The organism is Kitasatospora fiedleri, assembly GCF_948472415.1.
Classification (GTDB): Bacteria; Actinomycetota; Actinomycetes; order Streptomycetales; family Streptomycetaceae; genus Kitasatospora; species Kitasatospora fiedleri.
On the sequence record NZ_OX419519.1, the window covers coordinates 6,507,873 to 6,533,209 of the forward strand.

The window sequence follows — 25,337 nt, forward strand, 5'->3', positions numbered from 1 at the left end:
GGGTGCGATCAGGCGATCATAGTGCCGCAGCTGCGGGGTCCAGGACTGCTGTCTCATCGCACAAGCGACCTTAAGCCGAACTTAAGGGTTGCATGTGCAATACCTCAAGACCCCGCCGTCCCCGCCGCGCTGCCCCCTCGCCCCCCGACGGCCGCCCGGGAGATACTGACGCGGTTTCAGCGAACCTCCACCGCGCGGGGGTTCGTCCGACGGAGGGGACCCCATGACCGCCACCCGCGTGCCCGGCCCGGCCGGGCTGCCGCTGATCGGCTCCCTGCTCGACCTCAAGCGCGACGCGCTCGGCACCTACCTCGCCGCCCGCCGCGACCACGGCGACGTGATCCGGGTGCAGGCCGGCCCGCCCGGGCTGCGCGCCGAGCTCTGGATGGTCTTCTCGCCCGAGGGCGCCCAGCAGGTGCTGGCCACCGAGGCCGCCAACTTCCGCAAGGACAACGTCTTCTACGGCGAGATCCGGGAGAGCTTCGGCAACGGCCTGCTCACCGCGCAGGACGCCGACTACCTGCGCCAGCGCCGCCTGGTCCAACCGCTGTTCACCCGCCGCCGGGTCGACGGCTACGCCGACGCGATCGGCGCCGAGACCGCCGCCCTGGCCGCCCGCTGGGCCGCCGCCCCCGACGGCGTCGTCGACCTCGGCGAGGAGATGAACCGCTTCGCGCTGCGCACCGTCGCCCGGGTCCTGTTCGGCCAGGACGTCGAGGAGGCCGTCGAGACGGTCCACCACGCCTTCCCGGTCCTGAACGGCTTCGTCCGCGACCGCGGCTTCTCCCCGCTGCGGCTGCCCCGGCAGTGGCCGCTGCCCGGGCACCGCAAGGCGCTCGCCGCCGAACGCGCCCTGTACGAGGTCTGCGACGGCATCATCGCGCGCCGCGCCGCCGAAGGGGCGGACGGGCGGGGCGGGGCCGACGGGAACGCCGAGGGCCAGGACCTGCTCGCACTGCTGGCCGCCGCCCGCGACGAGGACGGCAACCGGCTGGACCCCACCGAACTGCGCGAACAGGTGCTGATCTTCCTGCTGGCCGGCCACGAGACCACCGCCACCTCGCTCACCTTCGCCCTCCACCTGCTCGGCAAGCACCCCGAGCAGCAGGCCCGCGCCCACCGGGAGGCCGCCGAACTGCTCGCCGACGGCCGTCGCCCCACCGCCGCCGACTACGCCGAACTCCCTTACCTGACAAGGGTGCTGAAGGAGACCATGCGGCTCTTCCCGGCCGCGCCCTCGGTCGGCCGCCGGGCCGTCGAGGCCACCACGGTGGGCGGCGTCACCATCCCGGCCGGCGCCGACGTCCTGGTCGTCCCGTACGTCACCCACCGGCACCCCGGGCACTGGGAGGACCCGGAGCGCTTCGACCCCGAGCGCTTCACCCCCGAACGGGAGGCCGCCCGGCACCGCTACGCCTGGTTCCCGTTCGGCGGCGGCCCGCGCGCCTGCATCGGCCAGCACTTCTCGATGCTGGAGTCGGTGCTCGCGCTGGCCGCCCTGCTGCGCGAGTTCGAGGTCACCGCGATCGACCGGGACGTCCCGCTCGGCCAGGGCATCACCCTGGAACTGCACGGCCCCGTCCGGGTCCGGCTCACCCCGCGCGGCTGACGGCGGACGCCGCACCGCCCGCCCCCGACGCGGCGGGCGCGGGGACGGGCGGTGCGGGTGTTTGTCACGGGGTGCCGGTGTCACGGAGCACCGGCGGTGCGGGGGCGGCTCAGCGGGTGACGCCGGCCAGGCACAGGGTGTACGAGCTGCTGCCCTTGTCCACCCAGTAGCCGGCCTCGGCCTCGGGGAACGCCGTGCAGGCGTCGGCGTCGGAGGAGGAGAGCCGGCCCACGACCCGGAAGTCGGCGTCCGAGCCGCCGCAGTCGACGACCGAGACGTCCGGGGAGAGGGTGGACCCGCTGTTGTGGACGCAGTCGCCCACGTCGGCGTAGTCCGGGTCCTGCTGGATGCTGTAGAGCAGCGCGCCGACGGCGACCACGGGGATCAGCAGGCCGAGGACCTGCGGCCGCAGGTACAGCGGGCGGCCGGTGGGCAGCGGCGTGCCCGGGGCGCCCGGGACGGGGGCCGGCAGCTTCCGGAGCTTGAGCCAGACGACCAGGTTCATCAGCATGGTGACCGGGTTGATCACCGCGGAGGCCACGCCCCACCAGCCCTGCCACAGGCTGTCCGCGGTCATCCGCCGCAGGGTCGCCGTCCCGCAGTCCCGGCAGAACGGGCCGGGCACCCGCAGGAACCGCATCATCACCAGGAAGCCCTGGTGGCCGCGGACCGTGACGTTCGCGGCGGGCACGGAACCGCAGAAGCGGCAGAACGGGCCCGGCTGGGGGCCGGCCGCGGCGGGCGCCGCCCACCCGGCCGGTTCGGCGCCCGCGGGCGGCGCGGTGGGGACGGCCGCCGGCGCGGCGGGGTCGGCGGGCGGGGCGTGACGGGTACGGACACGGAGTTCCTCTGGCGGGGGCGTGCGGGAGCACGCGGGGAAGGCGGATGACGGCCGTCGGCCTCCGGCAACAGCGGGACTCCGCTGCGCCGCGCGACGGTTCGGCCGGAGAGTAGCGGGTCCGAACGACAGTGCGCACTCCGGTTTCGCCGGGCCGTTTGTGCTCGGCCGGCACGCGCCCCGTACGCGGTCCGGGCCCGGCCCGTTCCGCCGCCCGTTCGGCTGCCCGTCCGTCCGGCGCTCGTCCACCGCCCGGTGGGGCGCGGCGGGGGTCGGAACGTGCGCGGGGCGCGTGCGGGGGCGCGCGCGGAGGCACACGTCGTCGCGCCATTCGAGCACACAACGCCCATCGCACGTAGTGCTTTTCACATCTTCTGGTGACCATTCGTCAACTCTGGGTAGCGTCCACGATTCCTGGACCGCACGAGCTCGGGCGAGCGGCGTCCGTCCCTCGCAGGAGGCACCCGATGGGATCGATGGACCACTTCAGTTTCGGCTGGCTCACGCCGCTGCTCTCCTACGCGATGGCCTGCGCCGGCGCCGCCCTCGGCCTGCGCTGCACCCTGCGGGCGCTGTCCGCCACCGGCGCCTCCCGGCGGAACTGGCTGCTCACCGCCGCCGCCGCGATCGGCTCCGGGATCTGGACGATGCACTTCGTCGCGATGTTCGGCTTCACCGTGGACGGCACCGCTCTGCGCTACGACGTCCCGCTGACCGTCCTCAGCCTGCTGGTCGCGGTCGCCGTGGTCGGCCTCGGGGTGTTCGTGGTCGGCTACGGCCGCCACCGGGGCCGCAGCCTGCTGCTCGGCGGCCTCACCACCGGCGTCGGCGTCGCCGGGATGCACTACCTCGGGATGGCCGCCGTCCGGATTCACGGCGAACTGCGCTACCAGGCGGGCGCGGTGGCGCTGTCCGTGCTGATCGCGGTCGGCGCCGCCACCGCCGCGCTCTGGGCCGCCGTCACCATCCGCAACGCGTACGCGGCGGCGGCCGCCGCGCTGGTGATGGGCGTCGCCGTCAGCTGCATGCACTACACCGGGATGGCCGCCGTCCACGTCCACATGGAACCCGCCCGGACCGGGCTCGGCGGCGCCACCCCGCTGGAGTTCGTCTTCCCGCTCGCGGTCGGACTCGGCTCCTTCCTCTTCCTCACCTCCGCCTTCGTCGCGCTCTCCCCGACCGCGCAGGAGCACGCTGCCTACCGCGAGGCCGGCGAACTCGCCGTCGAGGAACTCGGCCGCGCCGCCTGACCCCCGCGCCCGCCTTTCCGCCGCGCCCGCCTTTCCGCCGTACCCGACCGCGCCCGCTTTTCCGCCGTACCCGACCGCGCCCGTACGCCCGCGGCGCGCCCGTCCCGCGCGCCCGCCCGCGCCCGTACGACCGCCGCCCCGACGACCCCCGAAGCCCGAAAGGCCGTCCCACACCCATGCGCGCAAGCCGAGGCACCTCCCGCAGCGGACCGCCCGCCCCCAGCCACCCGCGCGGCCCCGCCCGCACCCGGCCCGGCGCACCCCGGCGCGGGGCCCACGCCGGGCCGCCCGCCGACGAGACGCCGCTCACCGCCCCGGCGCCCGCCCGGCCCGGGCTGCGGCCGCGCACCGTCCGGGCCCGGATCGTCGCCGTGCTGATGGTCCCGGTGGTGTCCGTGATGGCGCTGTGGGCGTTCGCCACCGTCACCACCGCCGGCGACGTCCGGGACCTGCGGCGGATCAAGAGCGTCGACGCCGCCCTGCGCACCCCCCTCGACCGCACCGCCGCCGCCCTCCAGGCCGAACGCGCCGCCGCCGGACAGTTCCTCGCCGCCCCCGGCCCCGACCAGGAGGCCGCGCTGCGCGGCACCGCCCGGCAGACCGACCTGGCCGCCGCCCCGCTCACCCTGGCCCCCGACTACAACCGCGCCGACGCCGAAGGGCTCGGCCCCGAGGCCGCCGGCCGCCTCGACACCCTCGGCCGCGCCGTCGCCGCCCTCCCCGCGCTGCGCGCCCGCCTGCTCGACCGCGACGTCCCCTGGAGCGACGCCTTCACCGTCTACACCGCCGCCGTCGACGACGCCCTCGCCGTCACCGGCTCGCTCACCGCGCTCCAGGACCACCGGGTCGCCGCCGACGCCCGCGTCCTGCTCGAACTCGCCCGCTCCCGCGAGCAGCTCGCCCGCGAGGACGCCCTGCTGCGCGCCGCCCAGCGCGCCGGCCGGCTCACCGAGGCCGGGTACCGGCAGATCGTCCAGGCCGCCTACGCCCGCGCCCAGTTCGAGCGGACCGCCGTCCCCGACCTGCGCCCCGCCGACCGGGCCGCGCTCGCCGTCCTCACCGACGGCCCCGAGTACCAGGAACTGCGCCGCTACGAGGAGGCGCTGCTGGCCGCCGCCGACCCGGACGCCGCCCTCGCCGCCGTCCCCGCCACCCGCTGGGCCGCCGTCACCGACACCACCGGGCAGGCCCTGGCCGCCCTCGAACGGCAGGCCGGCGCGACCGCCGCCGCCCGCGCGGACCCGTACGCGCTGGGCCTGTTCACCCCCTCCGGCGCCACCGTGCTGCTCGGCCTGCTCGCGGTCCTCGCCTCGCTGCTGGTCTCGGTCCGGGTCGGCCGCGGCCTGGTCGCCGAGCTGCACGCCCTGCGCAACTCCGCGCTCGAACTCGCCGGGCGCACCCTGCCCGCCACCATGCGCAGGCTGCGCTCCGGCGAGGAGGTCGACGTGGACGCCGAGGTGCCGCCGCGCGAGCACGGCGGGGACGAGATCGGCCAGGTCCACCGGGCCCTCGACAGCGTCCAGCGGGCCGCCGTCACCGCCGCCGTCGAACGCGCCGAGGTGCTCTCCGGCGTCTCCGGCGTGTTCGTCAACCTGGCTCGCCGCAGCCAGGTGCTGGTGCACCGCCAACTCACCCTGCTGGACGCGATGGAACGCCGCACCGAGGACCCGGCCGAACTCGACGACCTGTTCCGGCTCGACCACCTCACCACCCGGATGCGCCGCCACGCCGAGGGCCTGATCATCCTCTCCGGCGCCGCCCCCGGCCGCGCCTGGCGCAAGCCCGTCCCGCTCACCGACGTGGTCCGGGCCGCCGTCGCCGAGGTCGAGGAGTACGCCCGGGTCGACGTCCACCGCCTCCCGCCCGCCGCCGTCACCGGCCCCGCCGTCGCCGACCTCACCCACCTGGTCGCCGAACTCGTCGAGAACGCCACCGGGTTCTCGCCCCGCACACCAAGGTCCAGATCCGCGGCGAACAGGTCGGCAACGGCTACGCCCTGGAGATCGAGGACCGCGGCCTCGGCATGGGCCCCGAAGCGCTCGCCGACGCCAACCGGCGGATCGACGCCAGCGAACAGGTCGACCTCTTCGACAGCGACCGCCTCGGCCTGTTCGTGGTCAGCCGGCTCGCCAAGCGGCACGGCGTCCGGGTCTCGCTGTGCCCCTCCGCGTACGGCGGCACCACCGCGATCGTGCTGCTGCCGCTCGACCTGCTCGACCTGCGCGACCTGCGTGACCCGCGCGAGGGTGAAAGCCGTTCGGGCGCGCGGGAGTTGGCTGCTGTTCCCGAACTCCCGCCGACGGTAAGGACGTTGTCCCAGGCGCTCGCCCCGGTCCCGGTCCCGTCTCCGGCGCCGACCCCCGCCGGGTCGCGCCCGCCGTCCGCTCCGTCCGCGCCGCCCGCGCCGCCCGCTCCGGCGGTTCCGGCCGCCGCCGTCGGGCCGGAGGGCGAACTCCCGCGCCGGGTGCGGCAGGCCAGCCTCGCCCCGCAGCTGCGCGACGCCCCCGCCCCGGCCCGCCCCGGGCTGCGTTCCGCCGACCGCCCCGCCGACCGCGACCCCGAGCAGGCCCGCACCGCGATGGCCGCGTTCCAGCGCGGCTGGCAGCGCGGCCACGCCCAGCCGCCCGCGGACCGGCCCACCGGCCGGCCCGCCGACCACTCCACCCACCACCCCGCCGACCGCAGCGACTTCGACAGAGGAGACCGGGCCCGATGATCGGCACCCCCCACCAGAGCGGCGAACTCAACTGGCTGCTGGACGAGTTGGCCACCCGGGCCGCCCGGGTCAGGTTCACCGTCATGCTCTCCGCCGACGGACTGCCGATGGGCAACTCCACCGGCCTCGGCCGCGAGGACGCCGAGCACCTGGCCGCCGTCGCCTCCGGCTTCCACAGCCTGGCCAAGGGCGCCGGCCGGCACTTCGACGCAGGGAAGTCCGCCAGACCATGGTCGAGTTGGAGCGCGGCTACCTGTTCGTCGCCGCCGCCGGGCAGGGCTCCTGCCTGGCCGTCTTCGCCGAACCCGACGCCGACCTCGGCCTGGTCGCCTACGAGATGGCCCGCCTGGTCCGCCGGGTCGGCGAACACCTGCACGCCGCCCCGCGCGGTTTCTAGTGCCGCGACGGGGCGACCTCCGCCCCGTCGCGGAGCGGTGTCCGGTGCGTGCGGCGGGAACGCGCGCACCGGGCACCACTCCGCGACGGGGCCCGGACCGGCCGGACCGGCACCGCACCGCCCAGTGGCCAGTAGCCAGTAGTACGTCGACCGTCCGTCAGAAGGGGTGACCTCCGATGGCCTACCCGCCCCGGCGCTACCTGCCCGGCTCCCCGTTCGGCTACCCGCCGCCGCCCGCCCGCCCCGTCCAGTGGTACGACGAGGACGCCGGTCCGATGGTCCGCCCCTACGCGCTCACCAGAGGCCGCACCCGCCCCGGCCGGGCCTTCGACCTGATCGCGCTGGTCGTCACCGACGTCCCCGACCCGACCGTGCTGCCGGTCGGCCCCGAGCAGGCCGCCATCCTGGCGGTCTGCCGGGGCAACGCCCTCTCCGTCGCCGAGATCGCCGCCGACCTCGACCTGCCGCTCGGCGTGGTCCGGGTGCTGCTCGGCGACCTGTTCGACGCCGAACACATCCGGGTCAGCCGCCCCGTCCCGCCGGAGCTGCTCCCGCACGAACACGTCCTCCAGGAGGTCATCCATGGGCTCCGTGCCCTCTGACAGCACCGACCTGGCCCTGAAGATCCTGGTCGCGGGCGGCTTCGGCGTCGGCAAGACCACCCTGGTCGGGGCCGTCAGCGAGATCAAACCCCTGCGCACCGAGGAGCAGTTGACCGCCGCCGGCACCCACGTCGACGACCTCGGCGGCGTCGAGCGCAAGACCACCACCACGGTCGCCATGGACTTCGGCCGGATCACCATCCGCACGGGCCTGTCCGTCTACCTGTTCGGCACCCCCGGCCAGGACCGCTTCTGGTTCCTCTGGGACGAACTCGCCCGGGGCGCCCTCGGGGCCGTCGTCCTCGCCGACACCCGCCGCCTCACCGACTGCTTCCCCGCCGTCGACTTCTTCGAGCACCGCGGCATCCCCTTCGTGGTCGCCGTCAACCGCTTCGAGGGCAGCCGCGCCTTCCGCCCCGAGGACGTCTCCCGGGCCTTGGACCTCGACCCGGCGACCCCCGTGGTGCTCTGCGACGCCCGCGAACGGGCCTCCGGCAAGGACGTCCTGATCAGCCTGGTCGAACACGCCGGGAAGGCGCACGCGGCCCGGTTGCTGGCCCGGACCCGCGGCTGACCGGGGGCGGACCGGGGGCGGACCGGGGGCGGACCGGCGGGGACGGGCCGGAAAGGGGGAGGCCGGGGCGGGCCCGCGCCGCTAGTGCCGCGTCAGGCGACCTTTGCCCGTCAAGGAGCGGCGTCCGGTGCGTGCTCTCGGCGTGCCGGCCGGAAGCCCTCGTACTGGGTGTACTCGGGTTTTCGGCCGGTGCGGCGAGAGGGCGTGCCGGGCGTCGCGACGGGGTGAAGGTTGCCTGACGCGGCACTAGCATGACCGGCATGTTCCCCACCCGTGACTAGGGACCGCACCGCGACCGCACGCCGCAGCGGGCGTCGCGGTCGCTCCGGCGTCCCCGTCCACCGGCGCACCGCGTGCGCCGTCCCCGTTGAGGAACCACTCCGCCATGTCCGCGTCCTACCTGGCCGTGCTGCGCGCCCCCGGCGCCGCCCGGCTCCTTCCGGCCGCCCTGCTCGGCCGCCTCTCCTACGGCACCCTGCCGCTCTCCCTGCTGCTCGCCACCGCCGCCACCACCGGCTCGTACGCCCGGGCCGGCTGGCTGACGGCCCTGTTCTCGGCGGTCAGCGTCCTGCTCTTCCCGACCCGCGCCGGACTGGTCGACCGGTACGGGCCGCGCCGGGCCCTGCCCCCGATGGCCGCCGGGTACGCCGCCGCCCTGCTCGCGCTGGCCGCCGCGACCTGGCGCCCCGGCGTCCCCTACCCGGCACTGCTGGCCCTCGCCGCCGCCGCGGGCGTCCTCGCCCCGCCGCTCGGGCCGGTCACCCGGGCCCAGTGGAGCGTGCTGGCCGCCGACCCCGAACTGCGCCGCCGGGCCTACAGCCTGGACACCGTCGCCGAGGAACTCCTGTACGTCACCGGCCCGTTGCTGGCCGGGCTGCTGGCCGCCGCGGCCCGTCCGGCCGTCGGGGTGCTGCTCAGCGCTGCCCTCGTCCTGGGCGGCACGCTGACCCTGGCGGCGGTGGCCGTCCCGATGCCCGTCCCGGTGCCCGTCCGGGGTGCGGCGGCCACCGCGCGCTCCGGCACCCGGCACCTGCTCGCCCGGGCCCGGCAGCCGCTGTCCGCCGCGGCGGGCGCCGGTGCGGGCCTGGCGGCGTTCTCGCTGCTGGCGGTGGTCTTCGCCGGACGCCACGGCAGCGCCGCGGACGTCGCCTGGGTGGAGGCGGCGCTGGCCGCCGGCAGCGCGACCGGCGGGCTGGCGCTCGGCGCGGTCGACTGGCGCGCCCCGGCCGCGACCCGGCTCACCGTGCTGACCGCGGCCCTCGCCGCAGCCCTCGCCCTCGCCGCCCTCGCGCCCACCCTCCCGGCCCTGACCGCCGTCGCCGCGCTGGCCGGCCTCGCCGTCGCCCCGACCCTCACCACCGCCTACCTCCTCACCGACGAACTCGCCGCCCCCGCCGAACGCACCCGCGCCGGGGCCTGGGTCAACTCCTCTTTCAACGCCGGGAGTTCCACCGCCACCGCGCTCACCGGCACGCTGCTCGCCCACCTCCCGCCGTCCAGCTGCCTGCTGCTCGCCGCCACCCCGCCGCTGGCCGCCCTCGCGCTGCGCCGGAGGGCGTAGGTCCGGTCCGGTCGATCTTGCCGGGCGCGCGACGCCGGATCATCCCGGCTGGAAGCACCGGCGAAACACCCGAGTACACCCAGTACGAGGGCGTTCCGCCGGCACTCCCAGCCGGGCGCCCGACGCCGCGCGCCGATCCGACAAGACCGACCGGACAGGGCCCAGCCGCCGGACGCCACGGGCCCCCGCCGGAACTCCCTCCCCCCGCAGCGATGAGTTCCGGCGGCGGGTCCCGTCCCACCTGGTATGACGCGCACCATGACCACTATCGCCACCACCGGTTCCGGTTCCGGTCCCGGACCCGGACCGCTCCGGAGCGCCGGGACACCGGGCCCGACCCGCCACGTCCGCCGGGGGGCCCGATGAGCACCGTCGAGGTCAACGGAACCGTCCTGGGGACCGAGTCCTTCGGCGCCCGGGACGCGCCGCTCCTGCTGCTCGCGGGCGGGCCGACGATGCTCTCCTGGCCCGACGCGCTGTGCGAGCGCCTCGCGGCCGGCGGGCGCCGGGTGGTGCGCTACGACCTGCGCGACAGCGGGGAGTCGGCGACGGCGGACCCGCAGGCGCCCGCCTACACCCTGCGCACCCTGGCCGCCGACGCGGCGGCCCTGGCGGGCGTGCTCGGCGGGGGCCGCGCCCACCTCGCGGGCATCGGGGTCGGCGGGATGGTCGCGCAGGTCGCCGCCCTGGACCACCCGGACGCGTTCGCGGCCCTCACCCTGGTCGGCACCCGCCCGGTCGCCCCCGGCCCGCCCGACCCGGACCTGCCCGACCACGACGGGCCCACCATGGCGCGGCTGTTCGCCGCCCCGATGCCCGACTGGACCGACCGCGCGGCCGTCGCCCGGTTCGCCGCGGCCGGTGCGGAGGTCCTGGGCGACGACCCGGCCGCCGCGCGGACCACCGCCGCCCGGATCTGGGACCGCGCCCCCGCGACCACGGCCCCCGTCCAACTGGCCAACCACCTGGGCGCGGTCTTCGCCCGCCTCGACTGCACCCCCCGCTGGCGCGAACGCCTCCCCGCCCTGGCCCTGCCCGCTCTGGTCGTCCACGGCCGCCGCGACCGCTTCTTCCCGCTCGGCAACGGCGAGGCGCTGGCCCGCGAGATCCCCGGCGCCCGCCTCCTCGTCCTCGACCGGGCCGCCACCGCGCTCCCCGCCACGGCCGCCGCCGAGGTCGCCGCGGCCGTGCTCGCCCTCGACCGCCGGGCCCCGACCGACTGAGCCCGACGGCCGGTTCAGCCGGTCGATTCAGTCGGTCGGTTCAGTCGGTCGGCCCGGTCAGCCTGCTCAGTCGGTCGGCCCGGTGCGCGCGGGGAGTGGAACGGGCCGCCGGGGGCGAAGGCGTGGGCGGCGAAGCGCTCGCCCATGCGGCGGTAGGCGGCGGGGGAGGGGTGCAGTCCGTCGGGGAGGTCGTCGGTGTCGGCCGGGCCGAGCAGCTCGCGTCCGTCGAGGTGGTGCAGGTGGGGGTCGTGCGCCTGCCGGAGGGCCACGATCCTGGCCAGTTCGTCGCGGACCACCTGGAGCGAGAGCGCCCCGCGCTCCAGCTCGGCCGGGTTGCCCAGGGCGGTGATCCGCCCGTCCGGGCCCACCGAGGTCGGGCCGGGGCGGGTGTCGAGGGCGGGGCAGCTCACCGGGGAGACCACCAGCAGCGGGGTGTCCGGGTGTCCGTCCCGGATGGTGTCCAGGAAGCCGTGCACCGCCGGGCTGAAGGTCCGCAGCCGGAAGGCGGCCAGGCCCACGATGTTGATGCCCGTCTTGAGGCTGATCAGGTCGGCGGGCAGGTCGCGGATCGTCCGGGCGACGTAGGGGTCCAGCAGGTCGTTGCCCGGCTGGCTGAGGTTGGTCACCTCCACGCCCCCGAGCCTGGCCGCCACCACCGGCCAGGTGCCGGTGGGCCCGTCGGCGCCGGGGCAGTGGCTGATCGAGCTGCCGTGGTGCACCCAGCGGGGCCGGCCGTCGGGCAGCGGGGCCAGGACCTCGCCGTCGGCGCGGAGCGCCACCAGCTCGGTGGGGGTCTGCTGCGGCAGCCAGAGTTCGACCCGCTTCATCCCGGCCGGCAGCCCGGCGAAGCGCACCGTCCCCGGCTTCCCCGGCGCCAGCTGCTGCTCCTCCCCGGGCCCCGCCATCCGCAGTACGTGGCCCAGTGGCGCCCGTCGGCGGTCGACCAGGGCGCCGTCCACCGTCAGTTCCAGCATCCCGGGCGGCTGCGGCTCGGGCGCGCCGTCGAGCTGCCCCGTGGAGGTGAGCACCTCGAGTTCCAGCACCCGCGCGTCGGTGCGGAACACCAGCCGCACCCCCGAGGGCAGCAGGGTGCCGCCGTAGACCGACCGGTCCGGGTACTGCTCCTTGGTCCAGGCGGGCAGCCGGCGCGGCATCACCCCCGCCGGCGTCCGCTCCAGGTCCAGCGCACCGCGCACCTCCACCGGCCCGCCCACCAGCGGATACTCCCGGATGGCCACCACTGTCATCGCTCCTCGGCTCCGGCCCGCTCGACCCGTCCGGCCCGCTCGACCCGTCCGGCCCGCTCGACCGCCCGGCCGGTCCGGCCGGGGCCGGCGGGCTCCTCACCGAACCTACTGCCCCCGAACCGCCGTGCTCAGTGCCGCCGGGCGCGGGCCGCGCACCAGCTTCTCGGCGACGGCCAGGTTGAGCAGCCAGGAGACCCAGGCACCGGAGGCGTAGACGGCGGCGGCCGGGAGGGGGGCCGGGGTGAGCAGGAGGAGCCAGAGGCGGAAGGTGACGGCGGTGAACATCAGGGCGTACGAGCGGAGCATCCAGGCCCGGTGGGCGGCGAGGCGGCGGTGGCGGGCGTGGTGCAGGCCGAGGGCGGTGGTGGTCAGGGTCAGCAGGGCGAGGACGGTGAAGCCGAGCGGCGCGACGGGCGGGTGGAGGCCGTGCGGGGCGAGGAGCAGGCCGCCGAGGCCCGTCGCGGCGGCGGCCGCCACGTAGAGGCGGCCGGTCCAGCGGTGCAGGGCGGGGCGGCGGGCGCGCAGGCCGGGGAGGAACTGGAGCGGGCCCAGGCCGAGGGCGGTGACGCCGCCGCCGATGTGGAGCAGCAGCGGGGTGAGGTGGGCGAGGTAGACGGCGCGCTGGTCGGCGAGGAAGGTGTCCGGGTCGAGGGTGAAGTAGCGGGCGGAGACGGCGGCGACCAGCAGCGCGAGGGTGGGGACGGCGATCCGGCCGGCCCGGCGCAGGGCGCGGTACCTCGGTGCGGGGGAGGGGAGTTCGATCGCGGCGGGGCGGTCCGGTGTCATGCCGGGGACGCTACGGACCGGCCCCGGCCCGGGGCGTCCCCCGGCGGGGTCGGCCGGACCACCCCAGCGGGGGTAGCGGCCCCGAGCCGTCCCGGAGTCGTCCCGGAGCTAACCCGGAGCTGACCCGGACAACGCCGGACGCCCGGCCCCGGGCCCGGACCGGTCCGGTAGGTTCGCTGCGCGGACCGGCCGCCGCGCCCCCAGCAGCGAGGATCTCGCACCATGCCGCCCAGCACCGTCCGAAGACTCCGCCGCCCTTCCCCCGCAAGGGCGTTCGCCCCCACCCCGGCCCGGCTGCGGTCCCTGCTCCCGACCGGCCTTCCGACCGGCCTTCCGACCGGCCTCCCGGTCCGGCTCCCTGACCCGCTCGCGGACGCCGCGCCGGCCGCCGTGCTGGGCGTGGCGATGCTCGCCGAACGGCTGGGCGCCGCCGCCCGCTTCGAGGGCCGGATGCCGTTCGCGCTGGCCCTGACCGCGCTGCTCACCGCCGCCGTCGCGGCCCGCCGCCGGGCCCCGCTGACGGCGTACCTGGTGGCGACGCTGGCGCTGGCCGTGGAGGCGCAGGCCGCCGCGCCGAGCCCGATCTCGCCGTACGCCAACCTGCTGGGCGCGTACGCGGTGGGCCGGTACGGGGGCCGGGGCCGGGCGGGGTGGGGGCCGCCGCTGGTGGTGGTCGGGGTCGCCGGGTACTTCACCGGGCAGGACGTCGCCGTGGTGATGCCGGTGGGCGTGCTGGCGGTGTGGCTCGCGGTGTGGGCGTTCGGCTGGGCGGGTGCCCGTCGGCTGGCCGGGCAGGCGGTCGAACGGCGGCGCGCCCGCGAGGAGTTGCTCGCCGAGGAGCGGGCCCGGATCGCCCGCGAGGTGCACGACCTGGTGGGCCACTCGCTGAACCTGATGCTGGTGCAGGCGGGCGCGGCCCGCCGGCTGCTGGAGCGCACCCCCGAGCGCAGCCGCGAACTGCTGCTGGAGGTCGAGCGGACCGGCGGCGACGCGCTCGGCGAACTCGACCGGGTGCTCGGCCTGTTGCGCGGTACCGCACCCCAACTCCCGGACAGCGCACCGCTCCCCGAGCCCGGCATCGCCGAACTCCCCCACCTGGCCGAGCGGATGGCCCGGGCCGGGCTGGCCGTGGAGCTGCACCGCGACACCCCGCCGCTGCCCGCGGAACAGGACCGCTGCGCGTACCGGGTGGTCCAGGAGGCGCTGACCAACGCGCTGCGGCACTCCGGCGCCGGGCGCGCCGTGGTCCGGGTGGTCCGGCGGGGCGGCACCACCGTGGTCGAGGTCGCCGACGACGGCTCCGGGCCGCCGCCCGGCCACCGTCCCGGTCGCGGACTGACCGGCATCGCCGAGCGCGCCGTCCGCCTGCACGGCACCGCCGAGTGCGGGCCCGGCCCGGACGGCGGTTTCCTGGTCCGGGTCACCCTGCCCGCGGTGAGCGCGCGGTGAGCGCCCCGGTACCGTCCGGGTGCTGATCGCCGACGACGACCCGCTGCTGCGCGCCGGGCTCGCCGTGGTGCTGGGGACCGCCGACCGGATCGAGGTGGTCGGCCGGGCCGAGGACGGGCTGCGGGCCGTCGAGCTCGCCCGCGCGCTGCGCCCCGACGTGGTCCTGATGGACGTCCGGATGCCCGGCTGCGACGGCGTCGAGGCCACCCGCCGACTGGCCGGGAGCGGCGTCCGGGTGCTGGTGCTGACCACCTTCCACCACGACGCGTCCGTGTGGGGCGCGCTGCGGGCCGGGGCCGCCGGGTTCCTGCTCAAGCGGGCCTCGCCGGAACGGCTGATCGACGCGGTGCACGCGGTCGCCGCGGGCGAGGCGGTCCTCGATCCGGCCGTCACCCGCGACCTGCTCGGCCACCTGCTGGCCGCGCCCGCGCCCGTCCCCGCGCCCGGGCCGCCGGTCGACCCGGGCCCGCTGGCGGCGCTCACCGTCCGCGAGCGCGAGGTGCTGCGGCTGGCCGCCGAGGGGCATCCCAACGAGGAGATCGCCGCGCTGCTGCACCTCGCCGAGTCCACCGTGAAGACACACGTCAAGCGGGTCCTGGGCAAGCTCGGCGCGCGCGACCGCTCGCAGGCGGTGGCCGCCGCGTACCGGCACGGGCTGATGGGCGCGCAGCCGTACCGGCCGGGCGGGCCCGGCGTTCCGTGACACTCCGTCACCGGCGGGGTGCCGGTCGATCGCGCCGGTACGGTCGTACATTGAGCGGATGATCGTGGAGAACGGGCCGGGGCCCGCGCGGCCGGAGCGCTACGGGTGGGGCCCGTCCGGGCGGCGGCTCGCCGACCAGGGCCGCTGGGACGAGCTGCTGGAGCGCTTCCGGCTGGCCCGGGCGCTCGGCGACCCGCTCTCCGGGCCGCTCGGCCACCTGGTCGCCTACGGCGCGCCCGCCGCCCTCGCCGCCCGGCTGTTCGACCCCGACGGCGGGCCCGGCGCCCCCGCGACCGCCGCCGACCACGACGCCGGACCGCTCTGGGAGGTGCTGGCCACCCGCCACCCCCGGCCCGTCCTGGACGCCCTCCCGCTGCCGCCCGCGATCCGCCGCCTGGCCGCGCACACCCGCGCCCTGCTCGGCGAGGACCCCGGCGACGACACCCCGGACGAGACCGGGATCCCGTACCGGCTCCAGCCCTGGGAGGAGGGCGGCTGGGAACGCGACACCCGGGTCCGCGAGTACCTGCCCGGCGGCGGCGCCCGGCGCGCCCTGCACCTGGCCCCGCCCACCAGGGAAGGGCTCGCCGTCCTCGAACTCCCCAACCCCGGGGCCAGGTTGACCGGCCTCGCGGCCACCGAGGCGCTCGCCGCCCTGGCCGGCTGGACCACCGCCGTCTGCGTCCGGGGCCGCGCCGCCGACGCCGCCGCCCAACTCGCCGGCGGCCCCGAGGTCACCGGCGGCCGGCTCCCGTTCGCCGCCCTCTACCCCGCCCTGGTCCACCTCGCCTCCGCCCGCCCCGACCGCGGCACTGCCCAGGGCCGCCTCGCCGTCTGGCGGCTGCTCACCGCGATGGACGGCGCCACCGCCCCCTCCCGCCCCCGCGCCGAAGCCCTGGTCGCCCGCCTGCACTGCCTCGCCTGGACCGAGCCCGCCGACGACCTCCGCCACCTCCACCTCGCCCTGGAGGACCCCGCCACCGGCCTCGCCTGGGCCCTCTCCGGCACCACCCCCGACCCGGTCTGACCGCGCCCGACGGCGCCTGACCGCGTCTGACCGCGTCTGCCCGGGCCTCGGGGCCCGTCCGTGCTCCGGCTCAGGAACCGGTGACGGGCTGCTGCGCGGAGGGGGTCGGCGACTGCGCGGGTAGATCGGTGGGCGCGGGGACGGTGGTGGGCGCGGGGACGGCGGTGGCGTTCTCGTCGTAGGGGAGCGCGCCGGAGAGGACGGCGGTCAGCCGGGTGCGGTCGAGTTCGCCCGTCCAGTGGCCGATCAGGACGGTGGCGACCGCGTTGCCCGCGAAGTTGGTGAGCGCCCGGGCCTCGGACATGAAGCGGTCGATGCCGACGATCAGGCCGACGCCGTCGACGAGTTCCGGCTTGTGCGACTGCAGGCCGCCGGCCAGCGTGGCCAGGCCCGCGCCGGTCACGCCCGCCGCGCCCTTGGAGGCGAGCACCATGAACAGCAGCAGGGAGAGCTGTTCGCCCAGCGACATCGGCCGGTCCATCGCCTCCGAGACGAAGATCGACGCCATGGTCAGGTAGATCGCGGTGCCGTCCAGGTTGAAGCTGTAGCCGGTGGGCACCGTGATGCCGACCACCGGGCGGCTCACCCCGAGGTGCTCCATCTTGGCGATCAGCCGCGGCAGCGCGCTCTCCGAGGAGGACGTCGACAGGATCAGCAGGAACTCCCGGCCGAGGTAGCGCAGCAGGGCGAACACGTTCACCCCGGCGGCCAGCCGCAGCAGCAGGCCCAGCACCACGACCACGAACAGCACGCAGGTGACGTAGAAACCGATCATGATCACCGCGAGGCTCTTCAGCGCGGCGGTGCCGGTCGCCCCGACCACCGCCGCCATCGCGCCGAACGCGCCGACCGGCGCCACCCACATGATCATCGACATCACCTTGAACACCAGCTTCTGCAGGTGCTCCACCCCGCGCAGCACCGGCGCCCCGGCCGCGCCCAGCGCCTGCAGCGCGAACCCGACCAGCAGCGCCACCAGCAGGGTCTGCAGCACCTGGCCCGCGGTCAGCGCCGAGACCAGGGTGGTCGGGATGATCCCGAGCAGGAAGTCGGTGGTCGACTCCGCGCCCGCCGCGGCCTGCGCGTGGCCCGACGTGGCCAGCGCCGCCGTCAGGTGCAGGCCGCTGCCCGGCTCCAGCAGGTTGCCCACCAGCAGGCCGATGCCCAGCGCGACCGTCGAGGTCAGCAGGAAGTACCCGAGCGCCAGGCCGCCGACCCGGCCGACCTTCGCCGCCTTGGTCACCGAGCCCACGCCCAGCACGATCGTGCAGAAGATCACCGGGGAGATCATCATCTTGATCAGGTTGACGAACCCGGTGCCGACCGGCTTCAACTCCACCGCGAACCCCGGCGCCGCCAACCCGACCACCACGCCCGCGACCACCGCGGCGATCACCGCCAGGTACAGGTAGTGGGTGCGGTCGGCCCTTCTCGCGCCGGACGGTGCTCCGTGCTGGGTCGGCTCCATGCTCGCGGCTCCTTCGCCGTAGGCTCGGTTCACGCCCCGGGGGAGGGCGCCCGGCCCGTGGGTGGCGGGCCGCGCACGACTATCCGGCCGGGCCGCGACCGGAGCACGCTTGCGGTCATACTGTTCACGCCGCCGCTGCCGCTGCCGTCGCCCCCCGCCGCCGCTGCCGCCCCCGCCGCTACCGCCGTCCGCGCACGGCCTTCGGTGCACCGGCCCCGGCGTGCACACTGGTCGGCATGCACCCGACCAGCAGCCCGCCGCCGCCACCCCGCCGCCGGCGCAGCCTGGCCGGCCGGCTGCTCGCCGTCCAGGTCGTGATCGTCGCGGCCGTGGTCGCGGGCGGCGCCGTCCTGGCCTACCTGTTCACCGCCCAGCGCGCCGAGGACGCCGCCCTCCGGCAGGCCACCGCCGTCGCCCTCGCGGTCGCCGACACCCCCACCGTCCGGGAGGCCGCCGTCCGGCCCGACCACACCGCCGTCCTACAGCCCTACGCCGAGCAGGTCCGGGCCGACACCGGCGTCGACTTCATCACCGTCATGGACCCGGACGGCATCCGCTGGACCCACCCCGACCCCGGCCGGATCGGCCTGCCCTTCCTCGGCCACACCGACCAGGCCCGGGCCGGCCGCACCCAGCACGAGACGTACACCGGCACCCTCGGCCCGTCCGTCCGGGTCGTCACCCCCGTCCTCGACCAGCGGCACCGGGTGGTCGCCCTGGTCAGCGCGGGCATCACCGTCGACAACATCACCGCCCGGCTGCGCACCCCGCTGCTCGCCCTGATCGGCGTCGCCGCCGCCGCGCTCGCCCTCGGCGCCGCCGCCAGCTACCTGCTCGCCGCCCGGCTGCGCCGGCACACCCACGGCATGGACGCCGAACAGCTCGCCCACCTGTACGACTACCACCAGGCGACGCTGCACTCCGTCCGCGAGGGACTGCTGCTGCTCGACCGCGACCACCGCGTCCTGCTGTGCAACGACGCCGCCCGCGAACTCCTCCAACCTGCCGGTGCGGTAGACGGTTTGACGGTGCGTCAGCTCGGCCTGCCGGGGTCGCTCACCCGCGCGCTGGAGAGCGCCGAACCGGTCCGGGACGAGGTGCACCTGACCGCCGAGCACGTCCTGCTGCTCAACACCTCCCCGGTCGGGCCCGGCCTCGGCACCGTGGTCACCCTCCGCGACCACACCGAACTCCAGGGACTCACCGGAGAGTTGGACAACGTCCGGGGCATCGCCGCGGCCCTCGACGCGCAGGCCCACGAGGCCGCCAACCGGCTGCACGCCATGGTCTCGCTGATCGAACTCGGCCGCCACCGCGAGGCGGTGGAGTTCGCCACCGCCGAACTCGCCCTCGCCCAGCGGCTCACCGACCAGGTCGTCGGCGCCGTCGGCGAACCCGTGCTCGCCGCCCTGCTGCTCGGCAAGGCCGCGCAGGCCGCCGAACGCGGCGTCGACCTGCACCTCACCGAGGACAGCCGGATCGACGACGGCCTGCTGCCCGACCGGCTCACCCCGCGCGACCTGGTCACCCTGCTCGGCAACCTGATCGACAACGCCATGGACGCCGCCGTCGAGAACGCCGCCCACGCCGCCCCCGAAGTCCGGGTCACCGCCCGCACCGACCACGGCCACCTGCTGCTGCGGGTCGCCGACAGCGGCCCCGGCGTCGACCCCGCCGCCGCCGAGGACGTCTTCCGGCGCGGCTGGACCACCAAGCAGCACGGCCGCGGCCTCGGCCTCGCGCTGGTCGCCCAGACCGCCCGCCGCAACGGCGGCGACGTCCGGCTCGGCGGCCGACCCGAGGGCGAATCCGGCGGGGGCGCAGAGCGCGGCGGGGACGGGGAGCGCGGCGCCGTGCTCACCGTCCGGCTCCCGCTGCACCTCCCGGCCCGGCGCGAGGCGGTGGAGGCCCGGTGACCGGACGGCCGATCCGCGTCCTGGTGGTCGAGGACGACCCGGTCGCCGCCGACGCCCACGCCCGCTACACCGCCCGCACCCCCGGCTTCGCCGTCGCCGCCGTCGCCCGCTCCCGGGCCGAGGCGGTCCGCGCCCTGGAGCGGGCCCGCACCGCCGGCGCCCCCGTCGACCTGGTCCTGCTCGACCTCTACCTGCCCGACGGGCACGGCCTGCAACTGTGCGCCGCGCTGCGCGCCGCGGGCCACGGCGCGGACGTCATCGCCGTCACCTCCGCCCGCGACCTCGCCATGGTCCGGCAGGCCGTCAGCGCGGGCGTCGTCCAGTACCTGCTGAAGCCCTTCGGCGCCGCCGCCCTCGGCGACCGCCTGCGCCAGTACGCCCGCTACCGGGCCAACCTCGACCGGCCCGGCCAGGCGCTCGGCCAGGACGAGGTGGACCGGGCGCTGGCCCTGCTGCGCGGCAGCGACCGCAGCAGCCTCCCCAAGGGCCTGTCCGCCGACACCCTCGACACCGTCGCCGCCGCGCTGCGCGCCGCCCCCGACGGCCTCTCGGCCGGGGCCGCGGGCGAGGCCACCGGCGTCTCCCGGATCACCGCCCGCCGCTACCTCGAACACCTGGTCGCCACCGGCCACGCCACCCGCGAGCCCCGCTACGGCCAGGTCGGCCGCCCCGAGCTGGGCTACCGCTGGAGCGGCGGCTGAGGCGCCCCGCGCGGGGCTGCGCCCGGGCCGCCGGGTGGTTCAGGCGCGCTCGGCGAGGACCAGGTAGCGGGTCGGCTCGTCGGTGTAGGAGAGCGGGGCCCAGCCGTTGGCGGCGAGCAGCGGGAAGAGGTGCTCGCGGGCGCGCAGGTCGTCGGGGGTGAGCGGGCGGCCCTTACGGGCGGCCAGCGCGGCCCGGCCGAGCGCGTGGAAGAGCGCGAGCCGGCCGCCGGGGCGGGTGACCCGGGCGAGTTCGCGCAGGCCGGCGGCGGGGCCGGGCAGGTGGGAGATCAGCCCCGCGCCGAACACCAGGTCGGCGACCGCGTCGGGCAGCGGCAGCCGGGTGCAGTCGGCCAGCAGCAGGGCGGCGTCCGCGCGGTGGGCGCGGGCCCGGTCGAGCATCTCGGGCGTCAGGTCGACGCCCAGGACCGTGCCGTCCGGGCCGACGGCGGCCCGCAGCAGCGGGAGGGCGCGGCCGGTGCCGCAGCCCGCGTCCACCACGAACTGCCCCGGGGCCAGGCCGGTGTCGGCGATCGCGGCGGCGTAGCGCGGGCTGTCGTCGGGGTACGTGCTGTCCCAGCGGGCGGCGCGTTCGGCGAAGAAGGCGCGGGTCCCGGCCAGTTCGCGGGTGTGGGCGGCGGACGGCGGGAGCGGCGAAGTGTCCATGGACGGGAGGGTACTTGGGCGGGGGAGCGGCCGGGCGGCGGCCGTGACCCGGGGCGCTCCGGCTCGTTGGAGGGGCGGGGGGTCCGTCGGGGTGTCCAGCGGTGCCCGACCGGGGGAGCCGGGCTGTCGCGCTCACCCGGACGGGTGATCAAAGGGCCCGGCGGCGGCGAGCGCCGACCCCTCGGAGATAAAGTTAGGCTTACCTAACTTCCCAAGGGAGCTCCTGCTGTGACCCTCACCGTCGGCACCCCCGCCGCACCGGCCGGCGACGCGATCCTGCGCCGTCAGCGCATCCGCGAATCGGCCGCCCGCACCTACGCCCGGTCCTTCCCGATCGTCCCGGTGCGCGCGAACGGCATGACGGTGGAGGGCGCCGACGGACGCCGCTACCTCGACTGCCTCTCCGGCGCCGGCACCCTCGCGCTCGGCCACAACCACCCGGTGGTGCTCGACGCGATCCGCCGCACCCTGGACAGCGGCGCCCCCCTGCACCTGCTCGACCTCGCCACCGCCGAGAAGGACGACTTCACCACCGCCCTGCTGGAGAGCCTCCCGGAGAAGTTCGCCGCCCGGTCCCGGGTGCACTTCTGCGGCCCGGCCGGCACCGACGCCGTCGAGGCCGCCCTCAAGCTGATGCAGACCGCCACCGGCCGACGCGGCGCCCTCGCCTTCACCGGCGCCTACCACGGCATGACCGCCGGCGCCCTCGCCGTCACCGGCAACACCGCCGTCAAGGCCCCGCTGCCCAGCGGCGGCGAGGTCACCCGGCTGCCCTACCCCTACGCCTACCGCTGCCCGTTCGGCGTCGGCGGCGAACGCGGCGCCGAACTCGCCGCCGCCTACACCGAGCGCCTGCTGGACGACCCGGCCGGGGGCGTGCTGCCGCCCGCCGCGATGATCCTGGAGGCCGTCCAGGGCGAGGGCGGCGTCGTCCCCGCCCCCGACACCTGGCTGCGCGAGATGCGCCGGATCACCGCTGAACGCGGCATCCCGCTGATCCTGGACGAGGTGCAGACCGGCGTCGGACGCACCGGACGGATGTGGGCCGTCGAGCACAGCGGCATCGAACCCGACGCGATGGTGCTCTCCAAGGCCATCGGCGGCAGCCTCCCGCTCGCCGTCGTCGTCTACCGCGACGAGTACGACGGCTGGCAGCCCGGCGCCCACACCGGCACCTTCCGCGGCAACACCCTGGCGATGGCGGCCGGCGCCGCCACCCTCCGGTACGTGGCCGCCAACGGCCTGGTCGCCCGGGCCGAGACCGTCGGCGCCCGGATCGCCGCCCGCCTCGACGGCGCCCGCGACCGCCTCCCGGTGATCGGCGACGTCCGCGGCCGCGGCCTGATGCTCGGCGTCGAACTCGTCGACCCCGCGGGCACCCCCGACAGCTGCGGCGCCCACCCCGCCGACCCGCGCCTCGCCGTCCGGGTCCGCGAAGCCTGCCTCGCCCGCGGCCTGATCGTCGAACTCGGCGGCCGCCACGACGCCGTCCTGCGGCTGCTGCCCCCGCTCACCATCACCGACGAGCAGGCCGAGGCCGTCCTCGAACGGCTCTGCGCGGCGATCGAGTCCGCGATGCGGCAGCCGGGCGACAAGTGACATTCGGGACCCTGTACTTGACGGGACGTCATATGCACCATCGGGTGGGAAGGTTGGCGGGCGGGGCATGAGCGGGACGACCGAAATCTCCGGCGAGCACGCCGAACCCTCCGGCGGGACGGCCGAACCCTCCGGCGGGAACGCCGAACTCTCCGGCGGGACCGCCGGGCCGGCGGCCCTGCGGCCGCTGATCGACGAGGTGCTGGCCGGGCTCGCGGCCGGCGCGGCGCGGCGCGGCGGGCCGATCGCCCCCGGGGCGCCGGAGGAGATCGCGGCGGCCGTCCGGGAGGCGCTGGCCGGGGCCCGGGGGCCGTCCGCGCTGGGCGAGTTGGCGCACCTGCTGGCCTACGGCGCCGCCGACCCGTCCGACCCCGGGTGCGCCGCGCACCTGCACTGCCCGCCGCTGGCCGTCGCGGTCGCCGCGGACCTCGCCGTCAGCGCGCTCAACCCGTCCCAGGACTCCTGGGACCAGGCCCCCGCCGCGACCGCGCTGGAGAGCGAACTGCTCGCCGAACTCGCCGCATCGGTCGGCTTCCACCCCGACCGGGCGGCCGGGGTGCTGACCACCGGCGGCACCGAGTCCAACCTGATGGGCCTGATGCTGGCCCGCGACCAACGCCTCGGCCCCGACGTCGAGTTGAACGGCCTGCCGGCCGGGGTGCGCCCCCGCATCCTGGCCTCCGAGGCCGCGCACTTCTCCGTCCAGCGCGCCGCCGCCCTGCTCGGCCTCGGCGAACGCGCCGTCCGCACCGTCCGGGTCGACCGCCAACTGCGGATGGACCCGGGCGCGTTGGCCGACGCCTTCGCCGAAGCGGGCCGGGAGGGCGCCACCCCCCTCGCGGTGGTCGCCACCGCCGGCACCACCGACACCGGCGCGATCGACCCGCTCCCCGCCATCGCCGACCTCGCCGCCCGCCACGGCACCTGGCTGCACGTCGACGCGGCCTACGGCGGCGGCGCCCTCTTCTCCGAACGCCTCGCCCCCCTCCTCGACGGCATCGACCGGGCCGACTCGGTCTCCCTCGACTGGCACAAACTCGGCTGGCAACCCGCCGCCGCCGGCGTCTTCCTGGCCCGCGAGGCCCGCACCTACGCCTCGCTCGCCCGCCGCGCCGTCTACCTCAACCCCGCCGACGATGAGGAAGCCGGCTACCCCAGCCTGCTCGGCCAGTCCCTGCGCACCACCCGCCGCCCCGACGCCTTCAAGCTCGCCGTCACCCTCCGCGTCCTCGGCCGGGAAGGACTCGGCGCCTTGGTCGACCGCTGCCACCGGAGCGCCCTACAGGCAGCCGAACTCATCCGCACCACACCCGAGTTGGAACTGCACTGCGACCCGGTCCTGACCACTGTGGTCTTCCGCTACCTCCCCCCGACCCGGCGGACAGCGACCGGATCAACGCCCAACTCCGCCGCGACCTCCTCCGCACCGGCCGAGCCGTGATCGGCCGCACCGAAACCCCCGGCCACGGCCCGGGCCGAATCCGCCTCAAACTGACCCTGCTCAACCCCCACACCACCGAGACCGACCTGGCCGCCCTCCTGCACGCGGTGGTCGACGCCGGCGCCAAGATCCACGGCTAGGCGCGACGGGAACACCTGCTGCGCTCACCGACGCGGAGCCGGGGTGCGGGGAAACCGCGCACCCAGCCACGTGAACGCCGGCGAGGCCGTGGGACGGTGCACGTCACTGTCCCGCGTCGTGGTCTCGTGGTGAACGCTCGGTCGGTCGCACAGGAAGAAAGGTCCTCCGTTCGAGGGAATCGGGCGGCGGGATCGGCGCTCGGTTCGGGCGTAGGCTGCCGTTCATGACGACGGCGGTGGGGAGTCTGATCGAGGAGCTACGCCGTGGCCTGGGTATGTCCCAGGACCAACTGGCGTCAAAGCTGAACGAGTTGGGCGACTGTACGACCATGACGCGACAGCTGGTCAGTCGATGGGAGAACGGCTACCGGGGGCGCAAGCCTGGTGCCGTCTGGCTACGTCATTTGGCTACCGCCTTGCAGGTGCCCCTGCATGCTCTGGAGAGTGCGGACGTGATTCGACGATCATTTCTGACGAGTGTCGCCGCAACTGCCATAGCGCCCGTGGCTACGGCGGACTTGCTGGCTCACGGGTTCGCGGCTGCGCTTCACGGCGGCCCGTCCTTGGACGACTGGCAGGGGCGGCTCCACGTCTACGGCCAGGACTACATGTCTGCGGGGGCGATGGAGATCCAGCGACGCCTGGCCGCGGACATGGTGGTGCTGCAACGACAGGTTGAAGGTCCTCAAATGTGGGACGTAGCCGCACGGTTGTCCGTGCTGTTCGCCAAGACGTTCCCCGGTACGGACGCGGTGCGCACTACGCAGTGGTACGGCATGGCGGCGACTGCTGCCGACCGGTCCGGCGATCCAGCGGCACGCGTGTGGGTACGAGGCCGCGCGGCCATCGCCCTCGGGTACGAGGGTGCGTCGCTGGCCGTTGCGGAGAGGTTCGCCGATCAAGCCTTGGCGATCGACACGCGGCCCTCCCTCGGGCGGCTCAACGCGCTCATGGGTAAGGCACATGCCGCTGCGATCCGTGGCGACCGCCGGGCAGCGTTGCAGCTCAACGACGATGGGTGGCGGGTGTTCGAGCGGGTTGCTTCACCAGCCAACGCACAGTCGGACTACGCGGTGCCCGAGTGGCGAATGAATGTCTTTTCCTCCCTGCTGCTTGCGCGGCTCGGTGAGGAGAAGCGGGCCGAACACGCACAGGACCAAGCCCGGGCTTTGTTGCCCGCGGCCTTGCCGCGATTCGCAACGCATCTGGAGCTGCACCGCGGACTGATGCTCGCGCGGGCCGGCGACCGGGCCGGCGGCGCGACCCATGCCCGTGCTGCGCTCGATGCGCTTCCTGCGGACAAGCAGTCTCTGACGTTGCGCCTGCTGCTGTCGGAGGTCGAAGCGGTGTAGCGGCTTGGCTACCTCCTGTGGCTAATCCATGGCTGACAGGTAGTCACCAGCCGCAGATTTTCCCCGAACAGTTCG

19 protein-coding genes and 4 pseudogenes are annotated in these 25,337 nt (G+C 76.2%); 18 read left to right on the top strand and 5 right to left on the bottom strand.

Features of this window, described 5'->3' with window-relative positions:
• The first annotated feature begins 223 nt into the window (after window positions 1–223).
• Complete coding sequence (locus QMQ26_RS29380; RefSeq protein ID WP_282203326.1) at window positions 224–1,609, top strand: cytochrome P450; 1,386 nt, start codon at window positions 224–226, stop codon at window positions 1,607–1,609.
• Window positions 1,610–1,718: 109 nt separating this feature from the next.
• Here QMQ26_RS29380 and QMQ26_RS29385 read toward each other — a convergent pair whose 3' ends face one another.
• Window positions 1,719–2,300 carry an LppU/SCO3897 family protein gene (locus QMQ26_RS29385; protein WP_282203327.1) on the bottom strand — a complete coding sequence of 194 codons (582 nt, stop codon included), beginning with the start codon at window positions 2,298–2,300 and terminating at the stop codon, window positions 1,719–1,721.
• 614 nt (window positions 2,301–2,914) lie between these two features.
• On the opposite strand from QMQ26_RS29385, the gene QMQ26_RS29390 reads away from it, so the two are divergent.
• The 9 genes and pseudogenes from QMQ26_RS29390 to QMQ26_RS29425 all read left to right on the top strand — a co-directional run bounded on the left by QMQ26_RS29390 (window position 2,915) and on the right by QMQ26_RS29425 (window position 10,770).
• Complete coding sequence (locus tag QMQ26_RS29390) at window positions 2,915–3,697, top strand: MHYT domain-containing protein (protein ID WP_282203328.1); 783 nt, start codon at window positions 2,915–2,917, stop codon at window positions 3,695–3,697.
• Between the two features lie 398 nt (window positions 3,698–4,095).
• Window positions 4,096–4,860: pseudogene (locus QMQ26_RS38430) on the top strand (nitrate- and nitrite sensing domain-containing protein); the annotation flags it as partial.
• 839 nt (window positions 4,861–5,699) lie between these two features.
• Window positions 5,700–5,846: pseudogene (locus QMQ26_RS38435) on the top strand (hypothetical protein); the annotation flags it as partial.
• A 162-nt stretch (window positions 5,847–6,008) separates the two neighbouring features.
• Entirely contained in the window at window positions 6,009–6,413 is a 405-nt protein-coding gene (locus QMQ26_RS29400) for a hypothetical protein (RefSeq protein ID WP_282203330.1), read from the top strand.
• Window positions 6,410–6,810 (top strand): annotated as a pseudogene (locus tag QMQ26_RS29405) (roadblock/LC7 domain-containing protein). Before QMQ26_RS29400 ends, QMQ26_RS29405 begins: the two are co-directional and overlap by 4 nt.
• 176 nt (window positions 6,811–6,986) lie before the next feature.
• Window positions 6,987–7,412 (top strand): DUF742 domain-containing protein, encoded by a 426-nt coding sequence (locus QMQ26_RS29410; protein ID WP_318552076.1) that lies wholly within the window; start codon window positions 6,987–6,989, stop codon window positions 7,410–7,412.
• Window positions 7,393–7,986: a GTP-binding protein gene (locus QMQ26_RS29415; RefSeq protein WP_282203331.1), complete on the top strand. Its 594-nt coding sequence runs from the start codon at window positions 7,393–7,395 to the stop codon at window positions 7,984–7,986. The genes QMQ26_RS29410 and QMQ26_RS29415 overlap by 20 nt, the downstream gene beginning before the upstream one ends.
• Window positions 7,987–8,371: 385 nt before the next feature.
• The gene (locus QMQ26_RS29420; RefSeq protein WP_282203332.1) at window positions 8,372–9,547 is read left to right on the top strand and encodes an MFS transporter; all 1,176 of its coding nucleotides are present in this window, start codon (window positions 8,372–8,374) and stop codon (window positions 9,545–9,547) included.
• Between the two features lie 362 nt (window positions 9,548–9,909).
• The gene (locus QMQ26_RS29425; protein ID WP_282203333.1) at window positions 9,910–10,770 is read left to right on the top strand and encodes an alpha/beta fold hydrolase; all 861 of its coding nucleotides are present in this window, start codon (window positions 9,910–9,912) and stop codon (window positions 10,768–10,770) included.
• Between the two features lie 14 nt (window positions 10,771–10,784).
• Here the strand turns inward: QMQ26_RS29425 and QMQ26_RS29430 are convergent, their stop codons facing one another.
• A complete protein-coding gene (locus QMQ26_RS29430; protein ID WP_282203334.1) occupies window positions 10,785–12,017 on the bottom strand; it encodes a GDSL-type esterase/lipase family protein in 1,233 nt (410 codons plus the stop codon).
• A gap of 105 nt (window positions 12,018–12,122) precedes the next feature.
• Window positions 12,123–12,803, bottom strand: a complete 681-nt coding sequence (locus tag QMQ26_RS29435) for a DUF2306 domain-containing protein (protein WP_282203335.1) — start codon at window positions 12,801–12,803, stop codon at window positions 12,123–12,125.
• A gap of 222 nt (window positions 12,804–13,025) precedes the next feature.
• On the opposite strand from QMQ26_RS29435, the gene QMQ26_RS29440 reads away from it, so the two are divergent.
• Genes QMQ26_RS29440 through QMQ26_RS29450 form a run of 3 tightly spaced genes read left to right on the top strand, consistent with a single transcriptional unit; the run spans window position 13,026 to window position 15,982 of the window.
• Window positions 13,026–14,252, top strand: a complete 1,227-nt coding sequence (locus tag QMQ26_RS29440; protein ID WP_282203336.1) for a sensor histidine kinase — start codon at window positions 13,026–13,028, stop codon at window positions 14,250–14,252.
• 19 nt (window positions 14,253–14,271) lie between these two features.
• A complete protein-coding gene (locus tag QMQ26_RS29445; protein ID WP_282203337.1) occupies window positions 14,272–14,955 on the top strand; it encodes a response regulator in 684 nt (227 codons plus the stop codon).
• Between the two features lie 58 nt (window positions 14,956–15,013).
• Window positions 15,014–15,982, top strand: a complete 969-nt coding sequence (locus QMQ26_RS29450; RefSeq protein ID WP_282203338.1) for a hypothetical protein — start codon at window positions 15,014–15,016, stop codon at window positions 15,980–15,982.
• A 70-nt stretch (window positions 15,983–16,052) separates the two neighbouring features.
• Here QMQ26_RS29450 and QMQ26_RS29455 read toward each other — a convergent pair whose 3' ends face one another.
• Window positions 16,053–17,450, bottom strand: coding sequence for a cation:dicarboxylate symporter family transporter (locus QMQ26_RS29455; protein ID WP_282203339.1), 1,398 nt, complete (start codon window positions 17,448–17,450; stop codon window positions 16,053–16,055).
• Window positions 17,451–17,686: 236 nt separating this feature from the next.
• On the opposite strand from QMQ26_RS29455, the gene QMQ26_RS29460 reads away from it, so the two are divergent.
• Window positions 17,687–19,366, top strand: a complete 1,680-nt coding sequence (locus QMQ26_RS29460) for a sensor histidine kinase (RefSeq protein WP_282203340.1) — start codon at window positions 17,687–17,689, stop codon at window positions 19,364–19,366.
• Window positions 19,363–20,067, top strand: coding sequence for a response regulator (locus QMQ26_RS29465; protein ID WP_100839588.1), 705 nt, complete (start codon window positions 19,363–19,365; stop codon window positions 20,065–20,067). Before QMQ26_RS29460 ends, QMQ26_RS29465 begins: the two co-directional genes overlap by 4 nt.
• Window positions 20,068–20,106: 39 nt before the next feature.
• On the opposite strand, the gene QMQ26_RS29470 is transcribed toward QMQ26_RS29465, so the two are convergent.
• Window positions 20,107–20,730 (bottom strand): class I SAM-dependent methyltransferase, encoded by a 624-nt coding sequence (locus tag QMQ26_RS29470; protein WP_282203341.1) that lies wholly within the window; start codon window positions 20,728–20,730, stop codon window positions 20,107–20,109.
• Window positions 20,731–20,958: 228 nt separating this feature from the next.
• Between QMQ26_RS29470 and QMQ26_RS29475 the strand changes: the two genes are divergently transcribed.
• The 3 genes and pseudogenes from QMQ26_RS29475 (at window position 20,959) to QMQ26_RS29485 (ending at window position 25,262) form a co-directional block, all read left to right on the top strand.
• The gene (locus QMQ26_RS29475; RefSeq protein WP_100839586.1) at window positions 20,959–22,329 is read left to right on the top strand and encodes a diaminobutyrate--2-oxoglutarate transaminase family protein; all 1,371 of its coding nucleotides are present in this window, start codon (window positions 20,959–20,961) and stop codon (window positions 22,327–22,329) included.
• Between the two features lie 67 nt (window positions 22,330–22,396).
• Window positions 22,397–23,910 (top strand): annotated as a pseudogene (locus QMQ26_RS29480) (pyridoxal phosphate-dependent decarboxylase family protein).
• A 224-nt stretch (window positions 23,911–24,134) separates the two neighbouring features.
• The gene (locus QMQ26_RS29485) at window positions 24,135–25,262 is read left to right on the top strand and encodes a helix-turn-helix transcriptional regulator (RefSeq protein WP_282203342.1); all 1,128 of its coding nucleotides are present in this window, start codon (window positions 24,135–24,137) and stop codon (window positions 25,260–25,262) included.
• Window positions 25,263–25,337 lie beyond the last annotated feature (75 nt).